At 43.6% G+C, this 24,702-nt stretch carries 20 protein-coding genes; 14 read left to right on the top strand and 6 right to left on the bottom strand.

Annotated features, from left to right (window positions below; all coding sequences use genetic code 11):
• The first annotated feature begins 259 nt into the window (after positions 1-259).
• A complete protein-coding gene (locus HUJ21_RS23760; protein ID WP_291373425.1) occupies positions 260-2,221 on the top strand; it encodes a hypothetical protein in 1,962 nt (653 codons plus the stop codon).
• Between the two features lie 406 nt (positions 2,222-2,627).
• On the opposite strand, the gene HUJ21_RS23755 is transcribed toward HUJ21_RS23760, so the two are convergent.
• From HUJ21_RS23755 to HUJ21_RS23745, 3 genes are all read right to left on the bottom strand, one after another.
• On the bottom strand, positions 2,628-4,022 hold the full coding sequence (locus HUJ21_RS23755; protein ID WP_291373423.1) for an MATE family efflux transporter: 1,395 nt from the start codon (positions 4,020-4,022) through the stop codon (positions 2,628-2,630).
• A 244-nt stretch (positions 4,023-4,266) separates the two neighbouring features.
• The gene (locus HUJ21_RS23750) at positions 4,267-5,340 is read right to left on the bottom strand and encodes an agmatinase family protein (protein ID WP_291373421.1); all 1,074 of its coding nucleotides are present in this window, start codon (positions 5,338-5,340) and stop codon (positions 4,267-4,269) included.
• 50 nt (positions 5,341-5,390) lie between these two features.
• Positions 5,391-5,867, bottom strand: a complete 477-nt coding sequence (locus tag HUJ21_RS23745; protein ID WP_291373420.1) for a histidine phosphatase family protein — start codon at positions 5,865-5,867, stop codon at positions 5,391-5,393.
• Between the two features lie 168 nt (positions 5,868-6,035).
• On the opposite strand from HUJ21_RS23745, the gene topA reads away from it, so the two are divergent.
• From topA to HUJ21_RS23725, 5 genes are all read left to right on the top strand, one after another.
• Positions 6,036-8,381 (top strand): type I DNA topoisomerase, encoded by a 2,346-nt coding sequence (gene topA, locus HUJ21_RS23740; protein ID WP_291373418.1) that lies wholly within the window; start codon positions 6,036-6,038, stop codon positions 8,379-8,381.
• A 279-nt stretch (positions 8,382-8,660) separates the two neighbouring features.
• On the top strand, positions 8,661-9,101 hold the full coding sequence (locus HUJ21_RS23735; protein WP_291373416.1) for an SRPBCC family protein: 441 nt from the start codon (positions 8,661-8,663) through the stop codon (positions 9,099-9,101).
• A 189-nt stretch (positions 9,102-9,290) separates the two neighbouring features.
• Positions 9,291-9,689, top strand: a complete 399-nt coding sequence (locus HUJ21_RS25140; protein ID WP_366483827.1) for an AraC family transcriptional regulator — start codon at positions 9,291-9,293, stop codon at positions 9,687-9,689.
• A gap of 39 nt (positions 9,690-9,728) precedes the next feature.
• Entirely contained in the window at positions 9,729-10,124 is a 396-nt protein-coding gene (locus tag HUJ21_RS23730) for a VOC family protein (RefSeq protein ID WP_291373414.1), read from the top strand.
• Positions 10,121-10,396, top strand: coding sequence for a hypothetical protein (locus HUJ21_RS23725; RefSeq protein WP_291373412.1), 276 nt, complete (start codon positions 10,121-10,123; stop codon positions 10,394-10,396). The genes HUJ21_RS23730 and HUJ21_RS23725 overlap by 4 nt, the downstream gene beginning before the upstream one ends.
• Before the next feature lie 307 nt (positions 10,397-10,703).
• On the opposite strand, the gene HUJ21_RS23720 is transcribed toward HUJ21_RS23725, so the two are convergent.
• Entirely contained in the window at positions 10,704-11,624 is a 921-nt protein-coding gene (locus HUJ21_RS23720) for a ThuA domain-containing protein (protein ID WP_291373410.1), read from the bottom strand.
• Between the two features lie 633 nt (positions 11,625-12,257).
• Between HUJ21_RS23720 and HUJ21_RS23715 the strand changes: the two genes are divergently transcribed.
• From HUJ21_RS23715 to HUJ21_RS23690, 6 genes are all read left to right on the top strand, one after another.
• Positions 12,258-12,935 carry a hypothetical protein gene (locus tag HUJ21_RS23715; protein WP_291373408.1) on the top strand — a complete coding sequence of 226 codons (678 nt, stop codon included), beginning with the start codon at positions 12,258-12,260 and terminating at the stop codon, positions 12,933-12,935.
• A gap of 244 nt (positions 12,936-13,179) precedes the next feature.
• Positions 13,180-14,826: an FAD-dependent oxidoreductase gene (locus HUJ21_RS23710; RefSeq protein WP_291373406.1), complete on the top strand. Its 1,647-nt coding sequence runs from the start codon at positions 13,180-13,182 to the stop codon at positions 14,824-14,826.
• 457 nt (positions 14,827-15,283) lie between these two features.
• The gene (locus tag HUJ21_RS23705; protein WP_291373404.1) at positions 15,284-15,697 is read left to right on the top strand and encodes a hypothetical protein; all 414 of its coding nucleotides are present in this window, start codon (positions 15,284-15,286) and stop codon (positions 15,695-15,697) included.
• Between the two features lie 690 nt (positions 15,698-16,387).
• The gene (locus HUJ21_RS23700; RefSeq protein ID WP_291373403.1) at positions 16,388-17,764 is read left to right on the top strand and encodes a glycoside hydrolase family 140 protein; all 1,377 of its coding nucleotides are present in this window, start codon (positions 16,388-16,390) and stop codon (positions 17,762-17,764) included.
• 134 nt (positions 17,765-17,898) lie between these two features.
• Positions 17,899-18,402: a VOC family protein gene (locus tag HUJ21_RS23695; RefSeq protein ID WP_291373401.1), complete on the top strand. Its 504-nt coding sequence runs from the start codon at positions 17,899-17,901 to the stop codon at positions 18,400-18,402.
• Between the two features lie 212 nt (positions 18,403-18,614).
• On the top strand, positions 18,615-18,836 hold the full coding sequence (locus HUJ21_RS23690; RefSeq protein ID WP_291373399.1) for a hypothetical protein: 222 nt from the start codon (positions 18,615-18,617) through the stop codon (positions 18,834-18,836).
• A 6-nt stretch (positions 18,837-18,842) separates the two neighbouring features.
• On the opposite strand, the gene HUJ21_RS23685 is transcribed toward HUJ21_RS23690, so the two are convergent.
• Positions 18,843-19,097, bottom strand: a complete 255-nt coding sequence (locus HUJ21_RS23685) for a Rho termination factor N-terminal domain-containing protein (protein WP_291373397.1) — start codon at positions 19,095-19,097, stop codon at positions 18,843-18,845.
• 361 nt (positions 19,098-19,458) lie between these two features.
• On the bottom strand, positions 19,459-19,677 hold the full coding sequence (locus HUJ21_RS23680) for a hypothetical protein (RefSeq protein ID WP_291373396.1): 219 nt from the start codon (positions 19,675-19,677) through the stop codon (positions 19,459-19,461).
• Positions 19,678-19,846: 169 nt separating this feature from the next.
• Between HUJ21_RS23680 and HUJ21_RS23675 the strand changes: the two genes are divergently transcribed.
• Both HUJ21_RS23675 and HUJ21_RS23670 read left to right on the top strand, forming a co-directional pair.
• The gene (locus HUJ21_RS23675) at positions 19,847-21,112 is read left to right on the top strand and encodes a Gfo/Idh/MocA family oxidoreductase (protein WP_291373394.1); all 1,266 of its coding nucleotides are present in this window, start codon (positions 19,847-19,849) and stop codon (positions 21,110-21,112) included.
• A gap of 33 nt (positions 21,113-21,145) precedes the next feature.
• Complete coding sequence (locus HUJ21_RS23670) at positions 21,146-24,553, top strand: DUF1080 domain-containing protein (protein ID WP_291373393.1); 3,408 nt, start codon at positions 21,146-21,148, stop codon at positions 24,551-24,553.
• The last annotated feature ends 149 nt before the right edge of the window (positions 24,554-24,702 follow it).

The raw sequence follows: 24,702 nt of genomic DNA, 5'->3' as shown, positions 1-24,702 counted from the left end.
ACATAGTTGTCAGTTTCATACTTGGTTTTACACCAGATTTGAACGATTAAATGATGTCCGTCCAGCCCGAAATTAGCTTCTCAATGTTTAAATTTTCTGCCATAGCCTACAGGCATGTACAGTAATTGAAAACAGGTTAAAAAGAGGTGGTTTATAATATCCTTAATCACCTTTGGTTTTACATCTTTAAGTAAAAAATTCTTAGCTAATTCTATTGAAATGGCTAAATTGGGAAAATTTTGCTTTTTAAAAAATCACCATGCGCTTAAAAAGACCCAGGATTCGCCGGAAAATAATTTTTACCCTGGAAAGGCAACTGGTAAAAGGAGCCCATTTTCAGTTGTTGCTGGTAGCCGCGCTAATTGGTTTGATTTCCATTATCGGGGGCATTCTGGTGATGCCATCGGGATCCCCAACAGCTACTTTCGGGGAGTCAGTATGGTGGGCTTTTCTGAGGCTTACAGATCCGGGATACCTGGGTGACGACGTGGGCAACTGGAGAAGGTTTATCTCAACCCTGATAACCGTGGCCGGGTATGTGATATTCCTTGGATCTTTGGTGGCCGTTATTACTACCTGGATGAACCGTAAGATCCGGCATTTGGAACAAGGACTTACACCTGTAACAGCAAATGACCACATCCTCATTTTAGGCTGGTCCAACCGAACCATACACATAGCCGCTGAAATTTTTCAATCAGTGGGAAGGATCAAGCGGTTTTTGGAAAGATACGATGCCAAAAAGTTACAATTGATTATTCTTTCAGAAGAAGTCAGCCCCTTTCAAATGCAGGAACTCAAAGACCATCCAATGATCGGCAGGCGAGCTCATGATATTGTTTTGCGTACCGGTCTGGCCATTGACCGGGAACACCTCCGGAGAGTGGATAGCTTAAATGCATCATGCATCATTATACCAAGTTTGGCCTATGGAAGAAAAGAACTTATCAATCCGGATATAGAAACCATCAAGTGCCTGCTTTCATTGAATGCAGAAGCCAACTCCCAGAACATTCAGAAGCTACCATATGTGGTAGCAGAAATACAAGATGCAAATAAAGTTAATGCTGCCTATCGGTCTTATTCGGGGCCATTGGAAGTAGTGGGCAGCAATACCATTATCAGCCGGCTAATGGCTCAGAATATCCGACATCCAGGGCTTTCGGAAGTATACAATGAAATTCTCTCTCAGGTGGACGATAATAACCTGTTTTCGCAGGCCTTTCCTGAATTGGTGGGCCAAACAATAGGAAAATTGAAGAAGGCATTTACCAAAGCCGTTGTCCTGGGAATAGTAAAAAAGGAGGGTGAGCATTTTTCGCCTCAATTAAATTTGCCTGATGAAAAGTTATTGGAAGAAGGAGACCTACTGGTTTTACTTGCCAGAAATTCTTCGGATTTGATTTGGAGAAAGGACAGACTTTCGATTGAAAGTGAATCTGTCCCATTTCTTGGCCAGCTGCCTGTGGACGAGCTGGAAAATACCATACGCATATTGATTTTAGGATGGAATGAACATGTTCCTTCGCTTATCAGGGAATTGTGTACCTATGAGGAAGAAAAATATTTTATCCGTCTGGTGGCTTTGCGACCTGTGACCGAAAGGGAAAAGGACCTGGCATTTTTGTATGAAGAAAACCTCAGGGTTTCGGTTGAGCATTTTGTTGCCGACTTTATCCGGGAATCCGAGATCAAAAAAACTGAAGCAGAAACTTTTGACCACATTCTCCTGGTCAGCAGTGACCGGATGGAAGAGGAAGAAGAAGCAGACGCAAGGACCATGGTGGGTTATGTCTTGCTTGAGGAGGTTTTGGAGAAAGCACCCAAAAGACCTTCAGTTTTACTCGAATTGTCGGACCCCAGCAACGAATCCCTTGTCAAAAGCTTTCAAAGTGAAGTCATCATCAGCCCCATGGTTTTGAGTCACCTTCTGGCAGGGATTGCCCTGCAAAGGGAACTCAACAGTATTTATAATGAACTTTTTACCGTTGGAGGTGCAGAAATAATATTTAGGGATCTTAACGAGTACGGGGTTTCTTTTGGGAAAATACACTTCCATGAGATTGAATCCCTGGCCACTGCTCATGGAGAAACCGTGCTGGGAATTTATTTGAATCGGGCAGATGAAGCAGGAAACCATCTTTTACTCAACCCTTCAAAAGGAAAGAAAATAGACCTTTCCGATAAAGACAGGCTCGTGGTGCTCACCACTTTTTATTAAAAGCAGCAGGGCAGTTTTGCGCTGTTGTATTTTTCCTAAAAAGAAGTTAAATGAATTCAAAGCAATAAAATACGATAACTATTAACATTTTATACCCCCATTGGTTACAAATGCATACCTTCTAAATTAAAGGAAAGGCATACCTTTGAATTAACAAAGTAAGGACATTTATTTATCTTGCCTGTTAAACCTAACTCAACTACCGGTCCTCTCATATACCGGTAGTTTTTTTATTCCCATCCCGGGAAATACGCTTATTACCTTCTACCTGTATAAAAAATAGAGCTGAAATAAAGTGTACTGCCCAAAATGTACCAAATGGATTGGTCCAAGGTTTTCGCTTTGAGGAAAACATGCTTCTTACCAATTTAAAGGAAAGCGGGCCCGGCAGCGTAAATTTAGCCAATCATGCCTTGGCAAATTTCCAATTTCCTTTTCGAAAAAACCAAAGAGCAATCAATGCATGGAGGGAATGGCAAAAGGCAATAGTGATAAAGATACCCTTGGTTTCCAGTCCATAAGTGATGGCCAAAAGGTAGGCCAGTGGGATTTCCAGCAACCAAAACACACCGATATTGATATATGCGGGCGTTCTGGTATCTCCCGCCCCATTGAAAGCCTGCACCATCACCATGCCCACTGCATAAAATATGTACCCCAAAACTGTGATTTTTAATCCTGATGAAGCAATGGCCCTTACATCCTCCTGCGGCGCAAATATACCCGCCAGGGTATCTGCAAACAAAAGATAGATCAAGGTGACTGCAGCCAGAAAAATGAAATTATACCTGGCAGTCAGAAAGGTTGAAATTTCCGCCCTGAAGGCTTTTCCGGCTCCCAGATTTTGACCTACGAGTGTAGCGGCAGCAGCCGAAAGTCCCCAGGCCGGCATCAGGCTGAACAAAAGTATGCGGAAAGCAATGGTATAGCCAGCCACAGCAGCGCTCCCAAATTCCGAAGCTATTCTGGTTAGCACTATCCAGGCGGCAGAATCCACCAAAAACTGCCCCATTCCTCCGGCAGAGATATGAATGATTTTCTTCAGGGTTTCCCAACGGACTTTCAGGTTGGTACGGTTAACGACCAGACGGTGTTTGCCATTAAGCAAATGGTACAATTGGTACACCACACCCAGACTCCGCCCCAGGGTGGTGGCCCAGGCCGCGCCTACCAGGCCAAATCCTTCAAATGAACCCAAACCAAAAATCAAAAGAGGGTCCAGAATAATATTCAAACCATTGGAAATCCAAAGTGCACGCATGGCCAGGTGGGGTGATCCGGCACCCCGAAAAATCCCGTTGATCAGAAAAAGTAGCATAATGGCCGTATTGCCCAGAAAAATGATTTCCGTATAGGCCTTTCCCGTTTCCAGAACCTGCTCCTCTGCGCCCATCAGAGAGAGGATTTCCCCGGCGTAGACATAGCCACCTGCCCCCAAAAGCAGGGAAGCCAAGATCCCGACCAGGAGCAATTGAAAGGCAACCGTTCCTGCTCGCTGGAATTTTTTCTCCCCGAATCGTCTGGCCACCATGGCCGTACCTGCCATGCTGATGCCCACGCCCAGGGAATAAATGATGGTTAGTACCGCTTCTGTCAGGCCTACAGTGGCTACGGCATGCTCACCCAGCCGGCCGACAAAAAATATATCGACAACGGCAAACAGGGACTCCATGATCATTTCCAGGATCATGGGCACCGCCAGCAGGATGATCCCCGATTTGATGGGGATCCGGGTATAATCCTGTTCATTTCCACGGATAGATTCCGATAACAATTGCCAAAAAGGAGTACGCTTCTTCATCAGGAAAAATCAAAGCCCAAATATCGGAAAATTACAGGGAATATCGGCTTGTCCCGGGACAGGAAATTTCAGTAAATAGTAGGTATAACTTATCCAAAGTTCAGACCTTTATAGAAAAACCTTTTCCAAAGTTTAGAACTTTGGAAAAGGTTTGTTGAGGTGTAACTTTCCCAAAGTTTGAAACTTTGGGAAAGTTGAAAGTTTATTTAGAAAAGGTGGAAGTTATTTTCGAGGGAAATTTATATCAGGACCAGTGCAACTTGCCTTGAGAAACAGCCGCCAGATTGGCTATCCTGTAAAGCAAACGTGCGCCGACATTGGCATCCCATTCATCCTTTTCCGTACCGGGAGCCACTTCCACCAGGTCAAACCCTATCAATTGCCTTCCGGTTTTTACCAGGGTTTTTACCAGGAATACCAGTTGCTGATAATCCAGTCCCCCCGGTACGGGAGTGCCTGTATGGGGGCAAAGGGCCGGGTTCAGGCCATCAATATCTATGCTCAGGTAAACCTTTTCGGGTAAATTTGCGACGATATCCTGGCAAATGGAGACCCAGGACGTGCCTTCATACAATTCCGCTTTTAGCTGGCTATCGGAAAACAGCCGAATCCTTTCATCCGAATGTATGTAGGTCCATTCTTCTTCACACAAATCCCTGACCCCTACCTGTACCAGTTGCTTTACTTCTGGGATTTTAAGGGCATTATGGGCGATGGAGGCATGAGAATAGTCAAAACCTTCATAGGAAACACGCAAATCCGCATGAGCGTCTATTTGCAGTATCCCAAATGAAGGATGCTTTGTTGCCAGAGCCCGGATAGCTCCCAGCGGGGTACTGTGGTCTCCTCCGAGAAGGCCAAAAATTTTCCCCTTATCCAGGTAGGTCCTGGCCTGTTGATAAACCCATTCGTTCATTTCCTCACAAGCCTTGTTGATGATCCCGGGAACTGCGGCAAACCTTTCTCCCTGTAATTCTCCTGCCCCCTTCTCCAGCCATTGGATGTAATTGCCGGCGAGCAACCGGAATTTGTTGTTGTCTGCTTCCAGATTTTCATCAATGGGTAAAAGGGAAATTCCCAGCTTCCAGGCATCTATGATATCTTCCTGAAAAAGATCAACCTGCACAGAAGCATCCAGAATGGCTTGCGGCCCCCTGGCCGTGCCCGCCTGATACGAGACCGTAACCTCCCAGGGAACGGGAAGGATGATCAGTTCACTGGTCTCTGGTGTAAAGGGAAGACCGAATAAATTTCCGGCTATACCCATACCGTTGGGATCAAAATTTTGCACAAGGGTAATTTTATTATTGTTGGCCATGTTTGAAATCAAAATGTTAAACTAAAATTTATATTGTTGTGAATAAAGCTTTACTGAAGGATTTCTTCCAAAGTTCCGGTGTTTTTTGATAGTATGTCCCAGCCCAAATCCCTGAAATGCAGCCTGGCCATCATGCCGGGAGAAAACATCAGGTGATCCTCTCCTGTGAGGTAAGCGGCTATCATGCTGATGGCCGGATTGTGTCCCACCAGTAATACCTGATGGACTTCGGCAGGAAATCCATTGATAACGAAAAGCAACTCATCCCGGTCGGCACGGTAAATAAAGGGAACGGCAAGCCTGCTTACCGGCTCCAGGTGTTTGCCTAAAATTTCTGCTGTCAGCCGGCAACGCAGGGCGGGACTATATACCATCAACTGGCATTTCTGCCCATTAATGGCCAGCAAATTGCCCAGCCTATCTACTTGTTGTCTGCCTGCAGCTGTCAGGTTGCGGTCTGCATCCACAGCGGCAATATTTGGTGAAACTGCTTCTCCATGACGGGCGAGTAAAAGTTCCTTTACCATAAACCAAAATTGTTGTCTGAAATGAAAATTAAATATGTTGAAATTATACCGGCAATAAAAATTGCTTTGGATGAATATTTGGAAGAGAATTATATGACATCTATTTTTAGGCCAAAATAAGGGGATAATTCCTGGTCCCTGGTATTTTTATATTTAAACAAGCAAACCATGCCAAAGAATTTAGTCATTGTCGAGTCGCCAGCAAAAGCCAAGACCATAGAAGGTTATCTGGGAAAGGACTTTAAGGTCACCTCCAGCTACGGGCATGTGCGGGACCTGCCAAAAGGGGAAAATGCCATCGACATCAAAAATAAATTCAAACCTACCTATGAGGTTAGCCCGGACAAAAAGGAAGTCATCCGGGAATTGAAAAAACTGGTAAAAAAGGCAGAGACCATTTTCCTGGCCAGTGACGATGACCGCGAGGGAGAGGCCATATCCTGGCACCTGAAGGAAGTGCTTGGTTTAAAAGATGAAAATACCAAAAGAATCGTATTCCGGGAAATCACCAAATCTGCCATAATTAAAGCCCTGGAATCTCCCAGGCAGATAGACCTGGACCTGGTCAATGCCCAGCAAGCCCGCCGTATTTTGGACCGGCTGGTGGGCTTTGAGCTGTCGCCTGTTTTGTGGAAAAAGATCAAAGCAGGCCTTTCTGCAGGAAGGGTACAATCCGTGGCAGTGCGCTTTATCGTGGATCGGGAAAGGGAAATCGAAAAATTCAAACCTACATCTTCCTTTAAAATCACCGCCCTTTTTGATGTAGAAGGCAAACAACTGCAGGCCGAATTGCCAAAGAAATTCGATACCAAGGAAGAAGCGGAAGCTTTTCTGAAAAATTGCCTGGAAGCCGATTTTTCCATCAAATCACTGGAAACCAAACCGGCGAAAAAAACACCGGCAGCTCCTTTCACCACCTCCACCCTGCAGCAGGAGGCCAGTAGAAAGCTTTATTTTTCAGTGGCCCAAACCATGAACATTGCCCAGAAACTCTATGAGTCCGGGAAGATCACCTATATGCGGACCGACAGTGTCAACCTGTCCGAAGATGCGCTGAAAAGTGCAGAAAATGAGATCAAGGGCGCTTATGGCAATGAATACCACCACAAGAGAAAATTCACTTCCAGATCTGAAGGCGCACAGGAAGCACACGAAGCCATCCGGCCCACGGACTTTTCGGTGACCGAAGCCGGCAAGGACCGGAATGAGCAACGGCTGTATGAACTGATATGGAAGCGGGCAATTGCATCTCAGATGGCCGATGCCCAACTGGAGAAAACGAATGTTTCTATTGCCATTTCCAATGCCGACCAAACCCTGAGTGCCAGTGGTGAAGTGATCAAATTTCAGGGATTCCTGAAAGTATACCTGGAGAGCACGGATGAGGAAGAGGAAGAAGAATCCACTGCCAAAGGCCTGCTCCCTCCCCTGACGGTGGGTCAGGAACTGGATTTGATAGAAATGAAGGGCAGGCAGTCCTTTACCCGCCCACCGGCCCGGTATACGGAAGCCTCCCTGGTAAAAAAACTGGAAGAAATGGGCATCGGACGCCCATCCACTTATGCCCCAACAATCTCTACCATTCAGAAACGAAACTATGTACTGAAGGAATCCAGAGAAGGAACACCCAGAAAATACACCGAAATGCTGATTCATGAGGGCAATTTTGAAGAAGCAGAAAAAACAGAAACCACCGGCACAGAGAAAAACAAACTCTTCCCTACCAATATTGCCATGGTGGTGAATGATTTTCTGGTGGAGCACTTCCCCAACGTGATCGATTTCTCCTTTACCGCCAATGTGGAGAAGGAGTTTGACCATATCGCACATGGGGGCCAGGCCTGGGAGGAGATGATCCAGAATTTTTATGGTGCCTTCCACACCAAAGTAGAGGAAACAGAAAACATCAAACGCACGGATGTCAACAGCTCCAAAGAGCTGGGCATAGATCCCAAAACCGGCAAAAAGGTCATTGCCCGGCTGGGCAAATTCGGACCCCTGGTTCAGATCGGGGAACAGGAGGATGAGGAAAAGCAATTTGCCAGCCTGCGCAAAGGACAGTTTATTGAAAGCATCACCCTGGAGGATGCCCTGGAACTCTTCAAACTTCCCCGTGATGTGGGGCAGTTTGAAGACAAGAAAATCGTGGCTGCCATAGGAAGGTTTGGGCCCTATATCCGCCATGACGGAAAATTTGTATCCCTGGGCAAGGAATATGATCCACATTCCGTAAACGAGGAAGAGGCCATAGAACTGATCAAGGCCAAAAGAGAAGCCGATGCCAAAAAGCACATCAAGTCATTTGATGAGGATCCGGAGGTACAGGTGTTGCTGGGCCGCTGGGGACCCTATATCAAAAAAGGCCGCAACAACTATAAAATCCCCAAAGACAAGGAGGCAGAAGAACTCACCTTTGCCGAGATCACCGAGATCATAGAAAGCCAGGGCGATGCCAAAAAAGGCAAAGCCAAGCCGAAGAAAGCTGCGGCAGGGAAAAAGAAGACGAAAAAGTGATGTAGGGAGCTGCAGGTAATTATTGTGGAAGAAGTGGACCTGGCTATAGCTTTCCTTCTTCCACTTTATCACCAAAATGGTTCAAGGATTCATTTTTTAACGATCCACCGCTTTCGCTGGATCTTAAGTTGCGCTCGCCTTTCTACACAAACCAGCTTAAAGGCAAAAAAATTATAGGCTACCGAATTAATTCGGCATTTGTATTTCCCCGTTGGAACCGCCAATTTTTTGACCTATATTCACTATTTCAGGCATTTCACAGCATAAAATTACCAAAATATGAGGGTAGATGTGTCCACAGAAGTTATCATCAACAAGGCAATTGACATGGTTTCAGACTATGCCTCAAATCCTGACTATGCACCTGAATGGTACATAAATATCAAATCGGCTGTCTGGAAAACCCCTAAACCCCTTGCAGTAGGTTCCCAAGTTGCTTTTGTGGCCCATTTCTTAGGAAGAAAACTTGCATATACTTACGAATTTATTGAATTAATTCACCGACAAAAATTGGTCATGCGGACAACAGAGGGACCTTTTCCAATGCAGACAACTTACACCTGGACCGCCATCGACGACAAGACAACAAAAATGACCCTGCACAACCAGGGTAATCCAACAGGTTTTTCAAAAATTTTTGCGCCACTTATGGCAATGAAGATGGAGAAAGCCAATACACAAGACTTGAATAACCTTAAAAAAATACTTGAAAATACTTGATGGGATCAACAATTCCGTTCTGCTGCTCTATGCCTTGATCTGTAGACAGCAATAGCCTGTTTTCCAATTGTATACCAGCTAAAGATGAAAGAATTGTATCGTTTAACAACTGGTTTTAGGGAACTGAACAGAGAAAGGAGACACAAAAAATTAACAAAGCCATTTAAACTTGCTGAAAAATAAATAGGTATGACCCATTATCTAACAGAAATTAGCCGGATCAAAAATATCTGCTATTCCAATAAAAGCCAAATTGACAGGGTAGTTGGGACCCGTCACTTTATTATTCACAATTTTGAAAAGGAATTAAACTTGAATTTGCTATCCCGGGTACGATTTACCTCAAAATTCCATTTGCTTCGCCTTTATAAATTGTATTATGGACAAACACCAAAACAATATCTTATTGAGAAAAGACTTGAAGCAGCCAAGCAGTTACTAAGCAAGGGCCTCAGCATAACTGATACTTGCTATGACATTGGGTTTGAAAGCCCCTGTTCATTTAGTACCTTATTCAAAGCCAGGTTTGGACTTTCGCCAAAGGAATATCAAAAGAAAGCAACTTTCACAAAGTCAAATCACTCATAATTGGAGATTTTGGCCTTTCAAACATAAAAATATACGAAAATGAAAGTTAAAGTTATCGGTATTCCGGTACATGACCAGGAAAAAGCATTGAAGTTCTACACAGAAAAATTGGGCTTCTTAAAGAAAATTGATATTCCACTAAGTGAAGGAAACCGATGGTTGACTGTCGTGAGCAAAGAGGAACAAGATGGTGCAGAAATCTTGTTAGAACCTTCTCCCAACCATTTTGAACCAGCCAAAGTCTATCAAAAGGCCCTATTTGATGCAGGCATCCCCTACACACAGTTCAACTCCGAGGATGTTCAGCAAGAATATGACAGACTTTCAACTCTCGGAGTGGAATTTAGCGTGAAGCCAACAGAAATGGGTACAGTAAAGATTGCCGTATTCAATGACACCTGTGGAAACAATATCCAAATCGTGCAAATGCTATGATGAAAAATAAGGAGTATGTAAATGGTCAAAAAACGTATGAGCAAACAGGTGAAAAGCTCACCTACTTTTATAAAGATGGCAAAGTAAAAGCCGAAGGTGTTTCCATCAATGGCCTTATGCAAGGTGAGTGGAAATTTTATAGAGAATCAGGACAACTGTGGCAGATAGGCAACTTCAGAGACAATGAAAAACACGGTAATTGGATTCGCTATGACAAGCTCGGCAATTTGGAATACGATAAGACTTTCATCAAGGGCAAAATCAAGAAATGATTGCCTCCATGTCCTGTGCTGTACACAGTGAAAGACCAGGTAAGGCATTATTTTATTACACCTACGCCCGGGAGGCAGGTTGGTATAGCCTGATTATTTTGATTAATAATTGGTGTTGGATTAAGTTTGGACTCTTTTAAACAGGGATCTTAAAACGCAGTTTAGTTGGTTTCAAAAGTACTCTTCCCCGAGACCGGAAGAAAACGCCAATAGCATGAAAATAGGATCATCTGGAAGTTATGACAAAGCTGAAACTGCGGGGATTAATTTTGTCCGCAGCTCAGCTTGCCATAAAAATTTCTAAAACCTATTCTGGTTTATCCATCGGGCTGTCATCTGCTGACAGGTCGCCTACCACATATTGCATGCCATCCAGAAAAAACTGAAGCAATTCAGGATTGTCCATGCTTTGGGCATTGTGGGAGGGAGAGCTGTAGAATACCCTGCCTTTACCATGCTTTTTGATCCAGGCTACGTAGATGGTATTGTGGCTGACTTCCGCCCTCTTGCCTTCCAATTTGTCTGCTTCAATATATAAGAGCGGTCGGAAGTTGTAATCAAAATAAGCATTCTTAAAAAAATAAGGCTCGTCTACGTGGGTAAAACCATTGCCACTAAAAGCCTGTACCAGGGCATGATCCGGGTCCACTTCCTTCAGGTTCATTTCCTGTTGCTTGGGGTGGTAGTCAAAGCTACCGCCTACCATAGCACTGAATTTTTCAGAATTGTTTTGCACAGTGATGGCACCGTGCATGATCATCAAACCACCACCTTTGGCCACATAGTCCATCAAATTATTCTCGTATTTGGCAGACAATTCCGCAATTTTATTTTCATTCAGGCTGCTGTTCTGCTTCAGCAAGTCAGCAAAAAGATCCCTATCTGGTCCCGAAGGATTGGAGTTGTTCAGGATGACAGCGTCATACTGCTTTAAATTCTTTGCATCAAAGCTATCGATATCCCTGGCTATGGTAATCTCGAAAGCACCTGTCTTCTTGGCCAGGATTTTCAGCATTTCGTTGTTGTGGGGAATGATCCAATGGTAAAATCCGGTATGTTGGGAAAAAACCATGATTTTTTTGACCGATGCCTCCACCCTGGTGTCGGATGGCGCCAGGGACTCTATTTTCTCCAGCCATTCCTCGCTTACCGGGAAATCTTTCATGCTCTGTGCGAAAATACTGCCTGTAAAAAGGAAGAAAAGAAAGGTGTAGATTGTCTTTTTCATTGTAAATACCTGATAATTCATTGGTTATTTTGTTTGTAAATCTGTTAAATGGTGCGACTGATTTTGAAATTTAGTGAACTGATTCTTTCATCCAAAGTAATAACCAGTTGCAAGCTTTATTTCGTTATTAGAATGCATTTGGAAGTGAAGATAGGCCAAAAAATTGATCGTACCAACGGTTGAATGCCTGTTCTGCCATTATTCTTTTTTGCCGGTTTAATACCTTTGACCATAGCAGCGCATTGAACCTGGATAGGCCGGAGTACTTGTGCACCCGATTTTTGCTGAAAAAACATCACAAAAAGTACCTGGATAAAGCCCGCCCTTTTTGCCCCCTCCATTCCAATTACGATCGATATGGAACATTACGTTTTGAACTCCATCCTGCATTTCTAAGAGCGAGTTATCGCCGCCTACAAGCCGAAGTAACGAACTTATTGAGGCTGGAAGGTATTGTAGTATTGTGCAATAAATGGAAAAGCGTTGGATAAATGAAACAACCGATACCAATAAGCTGCGAAAGGAATCTGGCCTGGCTAAAAAGAGTCCATGGCCTTAAAAATGACCTGACATACCAAAGGAGCATCAGCCGAAAAGCTTTGAGAGTAGGTGAAAATGTGAAAAAAATCAAAAATGAAATTCAATATCACCATCAACGAGGTAAAAACCGTGGAAGAATTGCCCAACTATTGGAACAATCAAGACTACATTTATTTATTGGAACAATTTGATTTTCCGGATGCCAACACCATAAAGCCCGAAAATTTACTGGAAATGTTGCACATGGCAATCACAGATTTTGAACCCAACGAAGCCGCAGCAATAGTATTGACTTATAAACTGGCCGACAGATTAAATGAAGGTCAGATTGCTCAAGTTTCAAACGACATGTTGCAGGATAAAGTGAGTGAAGAGTATCCGGAAATTGATTTACATTATGATTTATTCAATATCAACCAATTGCTTTACAAGGCATACAATGGCAAATTCCCCAATGCAAAAGCAACGATTGTCGGATTTTCCATGGTTCCAGAGGAAGATAAGGACAAAGAGGTTACCAAGGAGATGGTCTTAAAATCTTTCAATAATGGGATTTCAGACCGAAATCTTATCAAAAGACTGTTTACCGAACAATTGAGCACAGCAATGGAATTTGCGGAAGCAGAAGCTGTTTTGTGGAAATTAAATGAAAAAGACCCAACTCATTTTACCTTGATCACTTCGGAATACTGGTTAAGTAAAGAAGATTTCGTAGCGCCAGAATTTGAAGGACTTTGCTTGTTGCCGGAAGAGGATGAGGAGGATAATTGAGGATTTTTTAATTTTTTAAAATTAAAATAATTGATGATCAAAATTAACGGATAAAATAGCCTGAGCAGATCTCAAAAAAAGTACGCTTTAATGGAATAAGGAAACTATCCTTTCTTTGCAATCTAGGCAAGAAATTATTCGTATTGGTACAACCGAAAGACACCATGATTATTTTTTTCTGTCAGTTTACACCAACCGGTTTTTGAAAAAAATAAGTATCTTGGTGCTGGATAAAGTCCGACCAATGACAAAAATCTTAACCTTACTTAATACCTTTAAGGTAAGGGTCAATTTCCTTTTCGTATTAGGGATTAGTTTCCTTTTCGCCAGCTGCCAATTTCCGGAGGATACTGTTGATGTGGATGTTTGCATTTATGGCAATTCCAGCGCCTCCATTCTCGCTGCCATACAGTTAAAAAAACGTGGTAGAGAAGTAATCATCGTCAGTCCCGATAAATATATTGGCGGCATGACCATTGAAGGACTTGGCGGGTCGGATATAAACAATCACTCAGGCTTTAAAAACGATGCTGTGATTGGCGGACTAACCCTGGCATTTTACAAGGAAGTAGCCCTGCATTATGGGGTTACCAACTTTGACTCGGCGAGAACTCAGGCCAGCACCTGGCGTTTTGAACCCCATGTGGCCAAGGGCATCTTTGATCGCTGGCTGGCTGAACTGGAAATCCCGGTCTATACCGAAACCAGGCTGCGCCTTTCACCGGATGCGGTAAAAAAAGAAAACGGGCAGATTTCTTCCATTGAAACGGTCAACGGAAAAACCTTTCGTGCGCAACTCTTCATCGATGCTTCTTACGAGGGCGACCTATTGCATTATGCGGGGATATCAACTATTGTAGGTCGGGAACCAAACAGCCTTTATGGGGAAACAAAAAACGGGATTCGTGAAAACAATACCTACCGGAATTTTGAAGTTGTTGTGGATCCGTACATTGTGCCTGGTAACCCGGAAAGCGGACTCATCCATACCATTCAGGACGAAGCCCTGGGAGAAGCCGGTACAGGCGATCGACGCATTCAGGCCTATTGTTTCCGGGCCTGCCTGACCAAAGATCCTGCAAACAGGGTACCCTTTATCAGGCCGGAGACCTACAACCGGGACTGGTACGAGATTTACCTGCGCTACCTGGATGCAGGAGGTACGCTATATCAACCATCCTATTCCATTCCCAACAACAAAACGGATCTAGGTGCCTGGCATGACCTGTCGCATAACCTCTACGGAATGAACCACGAATATCCGGAAGGGGATTACCAAAAAAGACAAGAGATTTACCAATACCACCTGGACTTTACACGGGGGCTTTTCTGGTTTTTGGCCAACGATCCGGAGGTGCCGGTAGAAGTCAGGCAGGAATGGAGCAAATGGGGCACCACGAAAGATGAATTCACTGATAATGAAGGATGGCCTCGTATGCTATACATCCGGGAAGGCAGAAGGATGCAGTCGGATTATGTGATTACAGAGCACCATACCCGAAAAGACAGTACTATTGTCATTGTGGATCCGGTAGGCATCGCTTTCTGGCCCCCGGATGTGCACCATGTGCGGCGGATCGTAAAAAATGACCAGGCCTATAATGAAGGCTTCGTTTTTGGTGAAGAAAACTGGAAGCCTTTTCCCATTCCCTACCGGAGTCTGGTCCCCAGGAAGTCCGAATGTACCAATCTCCTGACCCCCACCTGCCTTTCGTCCAGCCATATCGCCTATGGGGCCATCCGGCTGGAATGGACTTATATGCTACTGGGAGAAGCTGTCGGAATAGCAGCCGATTTATGCCTGGAAAAGAATATAGCCGTCCAGGACCTGCCCTATGCTGCATTAAAAGCCCGTCTTGAGGAAAACCGGCAAATCATTGAAATAGATTAAATCCATATTTTAAAATTTTAATTTCTTATACTTTTGAGTTTATACAATTGGGGAAACCAAAAAATTTTCATTTTTTAACTTAGATATATTTATTTCTGTTACAGCCAAAGAATTTCATAGAAAGTTTTTTGGTTTTTAAATTTAAAATCACTGATTGCTGAACATTCGACTGAATCAATTTTACCTATCCATTTTGTTTTTAAAAAAAAATAATTTAATTTAATTTTCTAAAAAAAGCTGATTAAAAGCTTGATAACCAGACATGTTTACTAATAAAATACTTTTAATCCAAACTTTGTATACAATCCTATTGGTGTTAGGTTGTTTTTTGATGGTTATGACTTCTTCCAAAGGTTCCCAAACACATGATGACAATCTTACAAATATCCTTAGATCTGATTTTGATGACTTGATAGATCAATTAGACAAAGAAGATCTTCATAAAATCGCTCTAAAAATGAGGGAAAACATTCGAGTTTACATAAATGAAGCCAAAAAACAGGGCTTAGCGGACGGTAACCTTCATGTTATAAACTTACGAAGAATTCAAACAGCATTAAACATGGGTATTATTGATGGAAGCAAAGAAGAATTAACAAGTAGACTTAAGGAATCAGTTGCCATGCAGGACAATATAATAGGTCTTGCCGCTTTGAGAAGTATGCTGGAATACATTTCCACAAAACCAATACCTATTTCAAGGGGTGTTTCAGCGATTAAATATCTTTTTAACTCAATCAAAGCAGTATTTAACGAAGAAGAAGGGAGGGAACTTGAGAATCTCATTGAAGATAGTTTGGATGACGCATTTGAAGTAGCAAAAGATAATCTTGACAGGGTTGCAAAAAGAACACTCCAGAATAGTGAGTAAACAACCAATTCATTTTTCAAAATTGACCAATATACTTGTGCATGTTTCTCCTCGTTCGGACAACAATATCTTTGGTCAACAAAAGAAGATTCTACTTCCCAATGGGAACGATACGACCGGTTTCCTAATGTTGCTAATGAAGTTCTAAATTATTACGACCAACATAGATATTACTATGATTATACCGGTTACAGTAAGGAAAGATTTATTGAAGAATTTGACTTTGGATTTGATGATTGGGAGTGGATAATCGATATTAGGGATTTACATGTTTTTGCCTTAAAGTCCAATACTGGACAAGGTTCGGTTATTGTTATCATGTGTATTGGTGAAAAAAATGCTGATGCACTTATTTTTTCAAATACCCATCTACCAAGTACTCCCATATTTACTCGACCGTCTGATAAAAAGAAATTTGAAAAATGGTTTAAAACATTACTTAATTAAAAATTATTAAATGTGATAGCTTAGACAATGATCTAGCTTATAGCCACTTCTTGTTCTCCCAAAAAGGGGCCCGATCCAACCCTCAAGTTAAATCTTACTATGACTGGTTACAGCTTTTCTCTCTTGCTTTTGCAATTATTTTCCTTTTAAACGATATTTACCTTATTGCTGCCGGTCTGGAAGCAGGTCTGCTTTTTCAATAACCCGTTTTCAATACCCTTATCAAACCTAACAGGAAACCAAATGAAACGCATTTCATTGCTACTAACGGCACTATTGCTGTCCCTCTTTGCCAATGGGCAGGATCTCCCCTTCCTGAAACTATCTGAAAACCATCGTTACCTGGTAACGGAAGACAACCAGCCTTTTTTTTGGCTGGGGGATACTGCCTGGGAATTGATCCACCGACTGGACAAAGTAGAAATTGACCGGTACTTACAGGATAGGGCCGATAAAGGCTTTACCCTAATTCAAACCGTTATACTGGCAGAACTAGACGGTCTTAATACGCCCAATGCTTACGGGGAAAAGCCCTTGATTGATAATAACCCTGAAAAGCTGAATGAGGCCTATTTTGAATTGGTAGATTACCTGGTAGAAAAAGCGGGCCAAATGGGACTGTATGTAGGTATTTTGCCTACCTGGGGGGATAAAATCAATAAAAAATGGGGAACCGGTCCGGAAATATTTACACCGGAAAACGCGGAGAAATACGGAGAATTGCTAGCAAAAAGATACAGGGACCACAGCAACCTGGTATGGATCCTGGGAGGTGACCGGGCCATGGAAAATGATACGCATTACCAAATCATTCGCTCTATGGCAAAAGGCATACGCTCCTTTGACAAACGACACTTAATGAGCTTTCACCCGGTAGGGGGTAAAAAAGCTACTGACTTTTTTAGTGAGGATGATTGGCTGGATATGGACATGTTTCAGAGCGGCCATAGCAGGAAGGCAAAAGACTATCAATATGTGATGGAGGCCAGGGAATCCGGCCGGACAAGACCTGTGATCAATGGCGAAGCGCGCTATGAGAATATTCCTGATCGGTTTTGGGAAGAAAAGCACTATGGTTGGCTGGATGACGCTGATGTAAGGATCGCTGGCTACTGGAGCATGTTGTCAGGAGCCGCAGGATATACCTATGGTTGCAACGATGTCTGGCAAATGTATGACAGCAACCGAGCCCCCATTATCAATGCCCGGACAGGTTGGCAAGTAGCCATCAGTCTTCCGGGTGCCTCCCAAATGGGATACATGAAAAGTATTTTTGAAGCCCTGCCCTGGCAGCAACTTCAGTTGGATCAAAACCTTATTCTGGATGAAAACCCGGAGAACGAATCCTACATGCTTGCCTCAAAAACAGAAAAAGCTGATCTGATCCTTGCTTACACTCCAACAGGCGCTCCATTAACCATTGATTTGACAAAAATGAGCTCGGGTACCATTTCTGCCTGGTGGTTTAATCCCCGAAATGGAAAAATGGTATTTATCGGCGATTTTGAGACAGGCAACTCCCAAAAATTCACCCCCTTGTCCCGAGGTTGGGGAAGTGATTATCTATTGCTGCTTGTGGACAAGAATAAAGCATTTGATTTTTCAGGTTTTAAAGAATAAATTCAAACCTGGTGAGCACAGCTCGTCTTTCTTTTTAAAAAGGGAATACGAATGTTAATAAAAAAGGCTTTGCAATCTTAAAAACCAAACCTGATAGCTAAGCAGAAATTTACTTCATCAAAACAACAAAGAAATTGACCTCACTCACCGAACCTACATACAAAATCCCTTCCCAAACAAGGATAGGTCACGTACACCTAAAAGTTGCAGATTTACAGCGCTCCCTGGATTTCTATTGCGGTCTGCTTGGATTTGAATTGACCACTACCTATGGAGAAGATGCCGCCTTCATCTCGGCTGGCGGATACCACCACCATATCGGATTAAATACCTGGTTCAGCAGAAATGGAGGTCCGGCACCAAAAAATAATGCAGGGCTTTTTCATACGGCCATCCTTTATCCGGAAAGAAAAGACCTTGCTGCCATTTTTCGTCGCCTCAGGAACGCGGATTATCCTTTAACCGGAGCTGCAGACCATGGTGTATCCGAGGCCCTCTATCTAGACGACCCTGACAGTAACGGGGTTGAGTTATACTGGGACCGGCCCAGGGAACAGTGGCCACTTAAACCCGACGGTGGCCTGGAAATGTATACCAAAAGACTTGATTTGGAAGGATTACTCAAAGAGTTGAGATAATACTTTAATTATACCCCATTCCCAGAGACCTTTCCTGACATTCACCAATGGCTGATTCCGATGATTTACCCGGTTTATGGTTTCACCTGTTAGCATTTCCCTATTCAAGTCAAAATCAAAAACCATCATTTCAAACCAGCCTTTGGCCTGCTATTTGTGCCATTAAGCCCATGATACATATTCCACATTCATTAAAAAACGGTCTTTGGACAATGATACTATCGATCATCTTCGTCCTTCCGGCAATAGCGCAGAAACAACCAGGTATCCCACAACCCAGAGGGCCTGTAGATCTTAGTGATACTTCAAACCTGGTGATTTTTATAGTACTTCCAATTTTGGTGATCATCTTCTTTTTCTTTTGGAGAAAGGCCATGAAAAAAAGAAAAGCTGAAGCCGAAGAGGAAGAAAATGAAAAAAAGCGCCGCCAATAGAAAGGCTTAGTGCGAGCGCAGCTTTTCAATAAGTTCACTTTTGCGGAGTTTGCTAATTCCTGAGAGACCTATCTCCCGGGCCTTTTGATACAGTTCTTCTTTGGTCCATTCTTCATAGGCCGGTGCCTTACCCCCTTTTTTTCCGGCTACATTATCCGGTGTATTCGCAATCCGGGCAGCTTTTTCCTTGCTATAGCCCTGATCCCTAAGCGCTTCATACTGATCCTCGTTTTTAATTTGGGGTCTTTTATTTTTACTCATGACAATTGTTTTTGGGTTTAAATCTGATGATGTTTTGGATTTGGTTTTAGCTTGTCCCGGGTTTCGGGAAAAATTGCAATTACAAGAAATCAGGCATGTCGCAAACGACTCAATGAGGCATTCCCCCATAACCCCGTTAACTTACGGGACTGAGGTAACATGCAAAATTTTCCCGCAAGTAGGGACAATCCGATACGGAGCAGGTTATGACCTTTATAGAAACAAATCATAAACAGATGAAAATCAGGCATTCTGAAAACACTATCACTGAAGTGAAGTTGACCACTGCAAGGATCGACTAATTGTTCCATAGGTTGAGTATACCTTACAAAAGTCGCAGCGAAGAATGCCTATTTCGGGTTTAGGCATTGTCCCTTCTGAACCGATCACTTTCACTGCTCCACTCTTTATCCGCTTCCTTTGCGCGCATCAATTCATCTTTGGATTTTTGATCCGCCTCCTTTTTAGAAAGTTTTTTGGTAGCCTTTGGTCCACTCCCATCCTGTGCTTCCTTTTGCGCCTTGTCGAAACTGTTGTCTTCGAAATTTTCAGGCTTCTTGTTTTTCTTGTTTTGGGTCATTATTTCGTCAATTTTAAATTTTTCTTCCAATTAATGGTACCAAAACCATTCCAATCTGGATTTTCTGACTTTTTTTAAAGCAATATATTACCCTATGTCCCATTTTATTTGTTAATCCTTTCTCAAGGAAATATATTCACGTGTTGATTTTAAAAAAAATTGAGTAATTATGAATCATAAAACAAAAAATTCCAGAAGGTCATTTCTCAAGGGAAGCCTTCTGGCCCTGGGAGGCATCAGCATAGTACCTAGACATGTGCTGGGGAAGGGTCATCTGGCCCCCAGTGACCAACTTACCAAAGGTATTATTGGCGTAGGAGGAATGGGAAGAGGGCACTTCAATTATGCTGGCACCAAAACTGTGGCCATTTGTGATGTAGATACCCGGCATATAGGTATAGCCCAGGAAACACTGGGAAAAGGAGTCAAGACCTTTTCAGATTACCGGGAGCTGATCCAATTGCCTGAAGTAGACATTGTCCATATCGCCACCCCACCCCATTGGCATGGTATCATGGCCGTGGATGCTGCCAGAGAAGGGAAAGACATCTGGTGTGAAAAACCGATGACCAGAACCATAGGTGAAGGAAAAAAAGTAGTAGAAGCCATCAAACAACATGGCAATATTTTCCGCCTGAATACCTGGTTCCGCTTCGATTCCAATTTTTATGGCATGAATACGGAAGTCAAAAACATCAAAAAACTGGTGGATTCCGGTATGTTGGGCTGGCCACTCAAAGTTACCGTTGGAAAGCTGACCGGATTTGATTGGAAATTTTATTGGGTGGGAAGAACCGGTCTGGATACCATGCCGGTACCCAAAGAACTGGATTATGACCGCTGGTTGGGACCCGCTCCCTTTAAACCCTATCATGAACACAGAACCCATGGCACCTTTAGGGGATACTGGGATTATGATGGTGGCGGATTGGGGGATATGGGCCAACATTATATGGATCCCATTCAGTATTTCCTTGGAAAGGATCAGACCAATCCCATAAAAGTAGAGATAGATGCACCTCAGCAGCATCCGGATGCGGTAGGTACCTGGAGAAAGATCACCTACACCTATGCCGATGGATGCCAGATTATCCTGGATGGTGAGGGTACCACTGAGGCCCCTTACATTGAAGGACCAAATGGTAAGCTTTACAGGGGCTTTAAATCGGATATTCCCAACATGGAAAGAAAACTGGCACAATTTCCGGATCCCGATCCACAGGTGACAGACTTTGTGGATGCGGTTAAAAACAGAAAAAAATTCGCTTTGAATGAACAAAATGGTCACCGCTCCTGTACCCTCGTAAATATGGGCTTGGTTGCTTTGAGACTGGGCAGATCACTTGATTTTGACCCTGAAAATCAACGCTTTATTAATGATGAGGGAGCCAACAGGCTTATAGACCAACCCATGCGGGCACCTTATACCATTTGATCCAATTAACATTAAAAGAATCAATCCAGTAACATGCAAAAACAATCTATTTATAAAACCACCCTGATAGTTGCTTTGCTGCTTGGGCAGGTATTTTTCTTAAGGGCACAAAATCAATTGGACGATGGCAGGACCACCGCTACCAAAATAGCAGATTTGCTCAACCGCTTTCCTGCCTCAAACGCTCAAGGCCTGGAAACTGCCATGCAGCAGATGGAAGAATTGGGACAAGAGGGGATCAGCCAGATGGCTTCCATGCTGAAACCGGGAACAAATAACGAGAAATTGGAATATGCCCTGTCAGGATTCGCCTTTTACGCCAGCAATCCCGAAAAAGAAAACCTGGCCAGAATGGCCGTTCAGGCATATGGGAAGGCACTCGATAAAATAGCTGATTCTGAATCCAAACACTTCTTGCTGACACAGTTCAAGTGGATAGCAAAAGAGGACGCTGTACCCTATGTGGAGCCTTACCTTCAGGATGAGCGCTTATCAGGCATTGCTTCCCGGATCATGGCCAACATTGGCACCAGTTCTGCGGAAAGGGCGCTAATCCTGGCCTTGGGAGCTTCTGAAAATGTGGCGCAACAACTCAATTATATTGAGGCTCTGGGAGACTTCGGAAGTAAGGAAGCTGTGCAAGAAATTTCCTCTTTTGCAGATTCCCCCAACCCATCGGTTAAGAAAGTTGCCCTATATGCCCTGGCCAATATTGCTGACCCAGGCAGTGCCAAACAATTTTACGCCGCAGCAGAAAGTTCGGGTTTTACCTATGACCCTAGCAATGCCGCAGCCCTTTACCTGCGGTATATCGACAATTTGGGTGAAAAGGGACAAGGCAAAACCGCCTTTAAGCTAGCTAAAAAGTTAAACAAAAAAACCAATACACAGGACCATTTCCATACCAAGGCAGGTGCCTTGGGTTTAATGGTTAAATTTAACCCGGAAAAGGCCGGAAAATGGCTTACTTCAGCAGCCCTGAACGAGCAATTCCGATACAGGGGAACAGCCCTGAAACTCCTTTCTGATGATAGGTTGGTCACGAATCTGGAAGCCTGGGAGAAAACTTTGGAAAAGGGATCCCCAGAGGCAAAAGCTGCGATCATTCGCAGAATGGGCGAGGTAAAAAATGAAAAAATTGCCCGGGCCATCGTCCCTTATCTGAAAAGTGACGATGAAATGATCCGAATAGAGGCGATTGCCGCGGTAGTAGCAGCTGGTGAAAATCTGGCGCTGGAACACTTGCTTGACAGGCTGGCGCAGGCAGGAGAAGCAGAAACTGAAGCACTGGTATCAGCGCTCAAAAGTATGAACGGTGATAATGTTACGGCCGCATTTGCCTCAAAAATTCCGGAGGCAAATACAAATAACAAAATTTTACTTTTGGATTTATTGGCCTCAAGAGCCGCAGAGGACCAGATTGATGTAGTATTGAATGCTGCAAAAAGCAGTGAACCTGCTGTGAAAGAGGCCGCAATGACTGCCTTATCGGCTATGGCCACACCCAAAGACCTGGATCAATTGGTATCTTTGTTAAAGGCAGAATCAAATACCACAAACCTTGAAAAAATCCAGGAAGCAATCATTGTGGCGAATGCGCAAAAAGAGGATGTGGTTTCACAAACCAGCTGGGCAATGAATTTACTTCCAGGCCTTGCTCCGGACAAGCAATTGTACCTGTATAAGGTATTGGCTAAAACAGGAGGGGAAATGGCCCTGGAAAAATTACAGGACATATATGAGAATGGAAACAATCAGCAAAAACAGGCTATCGTTGCGGCCTTAAACCAGGCAGATGATGCCAATGCCACCGAAGCCTTGTTGCATATCGCCAGAAATGCCCGGAACAACAGCCTGAAAGAAGGTGCCTTGATGGGATATATCCGATTGATTCCGGCTGTAGACAGCCCCGACGCGCAAAAAGTATTGATGCTAAGAAATGCATTGGAGCTGGCTGAGAATAATGAAACCATTTTGGCAGCAATTGACCAGATGGGCAATTACCCAACCTTCCAGGCTTTGCTTGTGGCAGCTGATTACCAGGAAAAGGTAGCTTTTCAGCAAAGTGCCGCCAGAGCGGTTATGAAAATTGTATTAAACAACGAAAACATCTTTGGAGATCAGGTAAGGGAAATTGTTGAGAAAACCAAAGCTGTAATCAGTGGACAGGACAGTCAATATTACAAAACTTCCCTGCAGAAATACCTGGATGAAATGCCTGAAGGTAAAGGCTTTTATTCCCTGTTCAACGGAGAAAATCTGGATGGATGGAAAGGTGTATTCAGCAACCCGATAAAAAGGGCGGCCATGAGTGAAAGGGAATACAACCGGGAACAGGATAAAGCCAACGAGATGATGGAGAAGGGCTGGAAAGCAGAAGACGGTCTGCTGGTATTCCTTGGAGAGGGTCAGAATATTGCCGCTACCAAAGACTATGGGGATTTTGAAATGTTTGTAGACTGGAAAATCACCGAAGAAGGGGATGCAGGCATTTACCTGAGAGGTACACCTCAGGTGCAAATCTGGGATCCCGCCAGGACGGACGTAGGAGCCGAAGTGGGGTCAGGTGGGCTCTATAACAACCAAAAACACCCCAGCAAGCCCCTTAAAGTAGCCGATAATCCTGTAGGCGAATGGAATACTTTCCACATCAAAATGCAGGGAGAAAATGTAACCGTTTATTTAAATGGGGAACTGGTGGTAGATGAGGTGCCTCTGGAAAATTACTGGGATAGGGAACAGACCATCTTTCCGGAAGGCCAGATTGAGCTGCAGGCTCACGGCACCTACGTGGCCTATCGGGATATTTACATCAGGGAATTGATTGGTGCTCCCAGGTTTGAATTGAGCGAGGAGGAAAAGGCTGAAGGTTTTGAGGTCTTGTTTGACGGTACTAACCTGGACAAATGGACAGGAAACAAAACCGACTACGTGGCAGAAAATGGTGTTTTGGCCATTTATCCGGGCAGAGGCGGACAAGGTAATCTCCTCACAGAAAAAGAATACGGGGATTTTGAATTCCGTTTTGCTTTCAAACTTACCCCCGGAGCCAATAATGGACTGGGGATCAGAGCCCCTTTGGAAGGAGATGCAGCCTATGCAGGGATGGAGCTACAAATTTTGGATGATACGGCTGAAATTTACAGTGAACTTAAGCCTTATCAGTACCATGGATCTCTTTATGGGGTCGCGGCCGCTGAAAAGGGACATCAAAATCCAGTGGGAGAATGGAATTACCAACGGGTAATTGTGAAAGGTGATCGGATTCAGGTAATCCTTAACGGGACCAAAACACTGGATGTCAACATTGCCGAAGCCAAGAAAAACGGCACACTGGACGGCAGAGAACATCCTGGTCTATTCCGTGATAAAGGCCATATTGGATTTTTAGGCCATGGAGATATCGTATATTTTAAGGATATCCGGGTAAAAGAATTGTAACAGACGAATGCCAATTGTATTCAAGGTTGCCTCAGGTGGGGCAACCTTTTTTTATGGGCTATAAAAATCCAAAAACCATACAGGTAAAGTTGATTACCGGCATTCTTTAATTCAAATGGAAAAACTGAAAATTTCAACCATTTAGAGCA

It is taken from the genome of Cyclobacterium sp. (genome assembly GCF_014762705.1).
In the GTDB taxonomy this organism is placed as follows: Bacteria; Bacteroidota; Bacteroidia; order Cytophagales; family Cyclobacteriaceae; genus Cyclobacterium.
The sequence above is the reverse complement of the archived record's forward strand: the minus strand, read 5'-3'. Positions and strand labels throughout refer to the sequence as shown.

Coding starts and splice junctions, on each gene's coding strand:
- HUJ21_RS23670 (WP_291373393.1), top strand. CDS start 21,146: ATGCAAAAACAATCTATTTATAAAACCACCCTGATAGTTGCTTTGCTG.
- HUJ21_RS23710 (WP_291373406.1), top strand. CDS start 13,180: ATGACAAAAATCTTAACCTTACTTAATACCTTTAAGGTAAGGGTCAAT.
- HUJ21_RS23715 (WP_291373408.1), top strand. CDS start 12,258: ATGAAATTCAATATCACCATCAACGAGGTAAAAACCGTGGAAGAATTG.
- HUJ21_RS23760 (WP_291373425.1), top strand. CDS start 260: ATGCGCTTAAAAAGACCCAGGATTCGCCGGAAAATAATTTTTACCCTG.
- HUJ21_RS23690 (WP_291373399.1), top strand. CDS start 18,615: ATGATACTATCGATCATCTTCGTCCTTCCGGCAATAGCGCAGAAACAA.
- HUJ21_RS23750 (WP_291373421.1), bottom strand. CDS start 5,340: ATGGCCAACAATAATAAAATTACCCTTGTGCAAAATTTTGATCCCAAC.
- HUJ21_RS23745 (WP_291373420.1), bottom strand. CDS start 5,867: ATGGTAAAGGAACTTTTACTCGCCCGTCATGGAGAAGCAGTTTCACCA.
- HUJ21_RS23720 (WP_291373410.1), bottom strand. CDS start 11,624: ATGAAAAAGACAATCTACACCTTTCTTTTCTTCCTTTTTACAGGCAGT.
- HUJ21_RS23675 (WP_291373394.1), top strand. CDS start 19,847: ATGAATCATAAAACAAAAAATTCCAGAAGGTCATTTCTCAAGGGAAGC.
- HUJ21_RS23730 (WP_291373414.1), top strand. CDS start 9,729: ATGAAAGTTAAAGTTATCGGTATTCCGGTACATGACCAGGAAAAAGCA.
- HUJ21_RS23725 (WP_291373412.1), top strand. CDS start 10,121: ATGATGAAAAATAAGGAGTATGTAAATGGTCAAAAAACGTATGAGCAA.
- HUJ21_RS23685 (WP_291373397.1), bottom strand. CDS start 19,097: ATGAGTAAAAATAAAAGACCCCAAATTAAAAACGAGGATCAGTATGAA.
- HUJ21_RS25140 (WP_366483827.1), top strand. CDS start 9,291: ATGACCCATTATCTAACAGAAATTAGCCGGATCAAAAATATCTGCTAT.
- topA (WP_291373418.1), top strand. CDS start 6,036: ATGCCAAAGAATTTAGTCATTGTCGAGTCGCCAGCAAAAGCCAAGACC.
- HUJ21_RS23680 (WP_291373396.1), bottom strand. CDS start 19,677: ATGACCCAAAACAAGAAAAACAAGAAGCCTGAAAATTTCGAAGACAAC.
- HUJ21_RS23755 (WP_291373423.1), bottom strand. CDS start 4,022: ATGAAGAAGCGTACTCCTTTTTGGCAATTGTTATCGGAATCTATCCGT.
- HUJ21_RS23735 (WP_291373416.1), top strand. CDS start 8,661: ATGAGGGTAGATGTGTCCACAGAAGTTATCATCAACAAGGCAATTGAC.
- HUJ21_RS23700 (WP_291373403.1), top strand. CDS start 16,388: ATGAAACGCATTTCATTGCTACTAACGGCACTATTGCTGTCCCTCTTT.
- HUJ21_RS23705 (WP_291373404.1), top strand. CDS start 15,284: ATGAGGGAAAACATTCGAGTTTACATAAATGAAGCCAAAAAACAGGGC.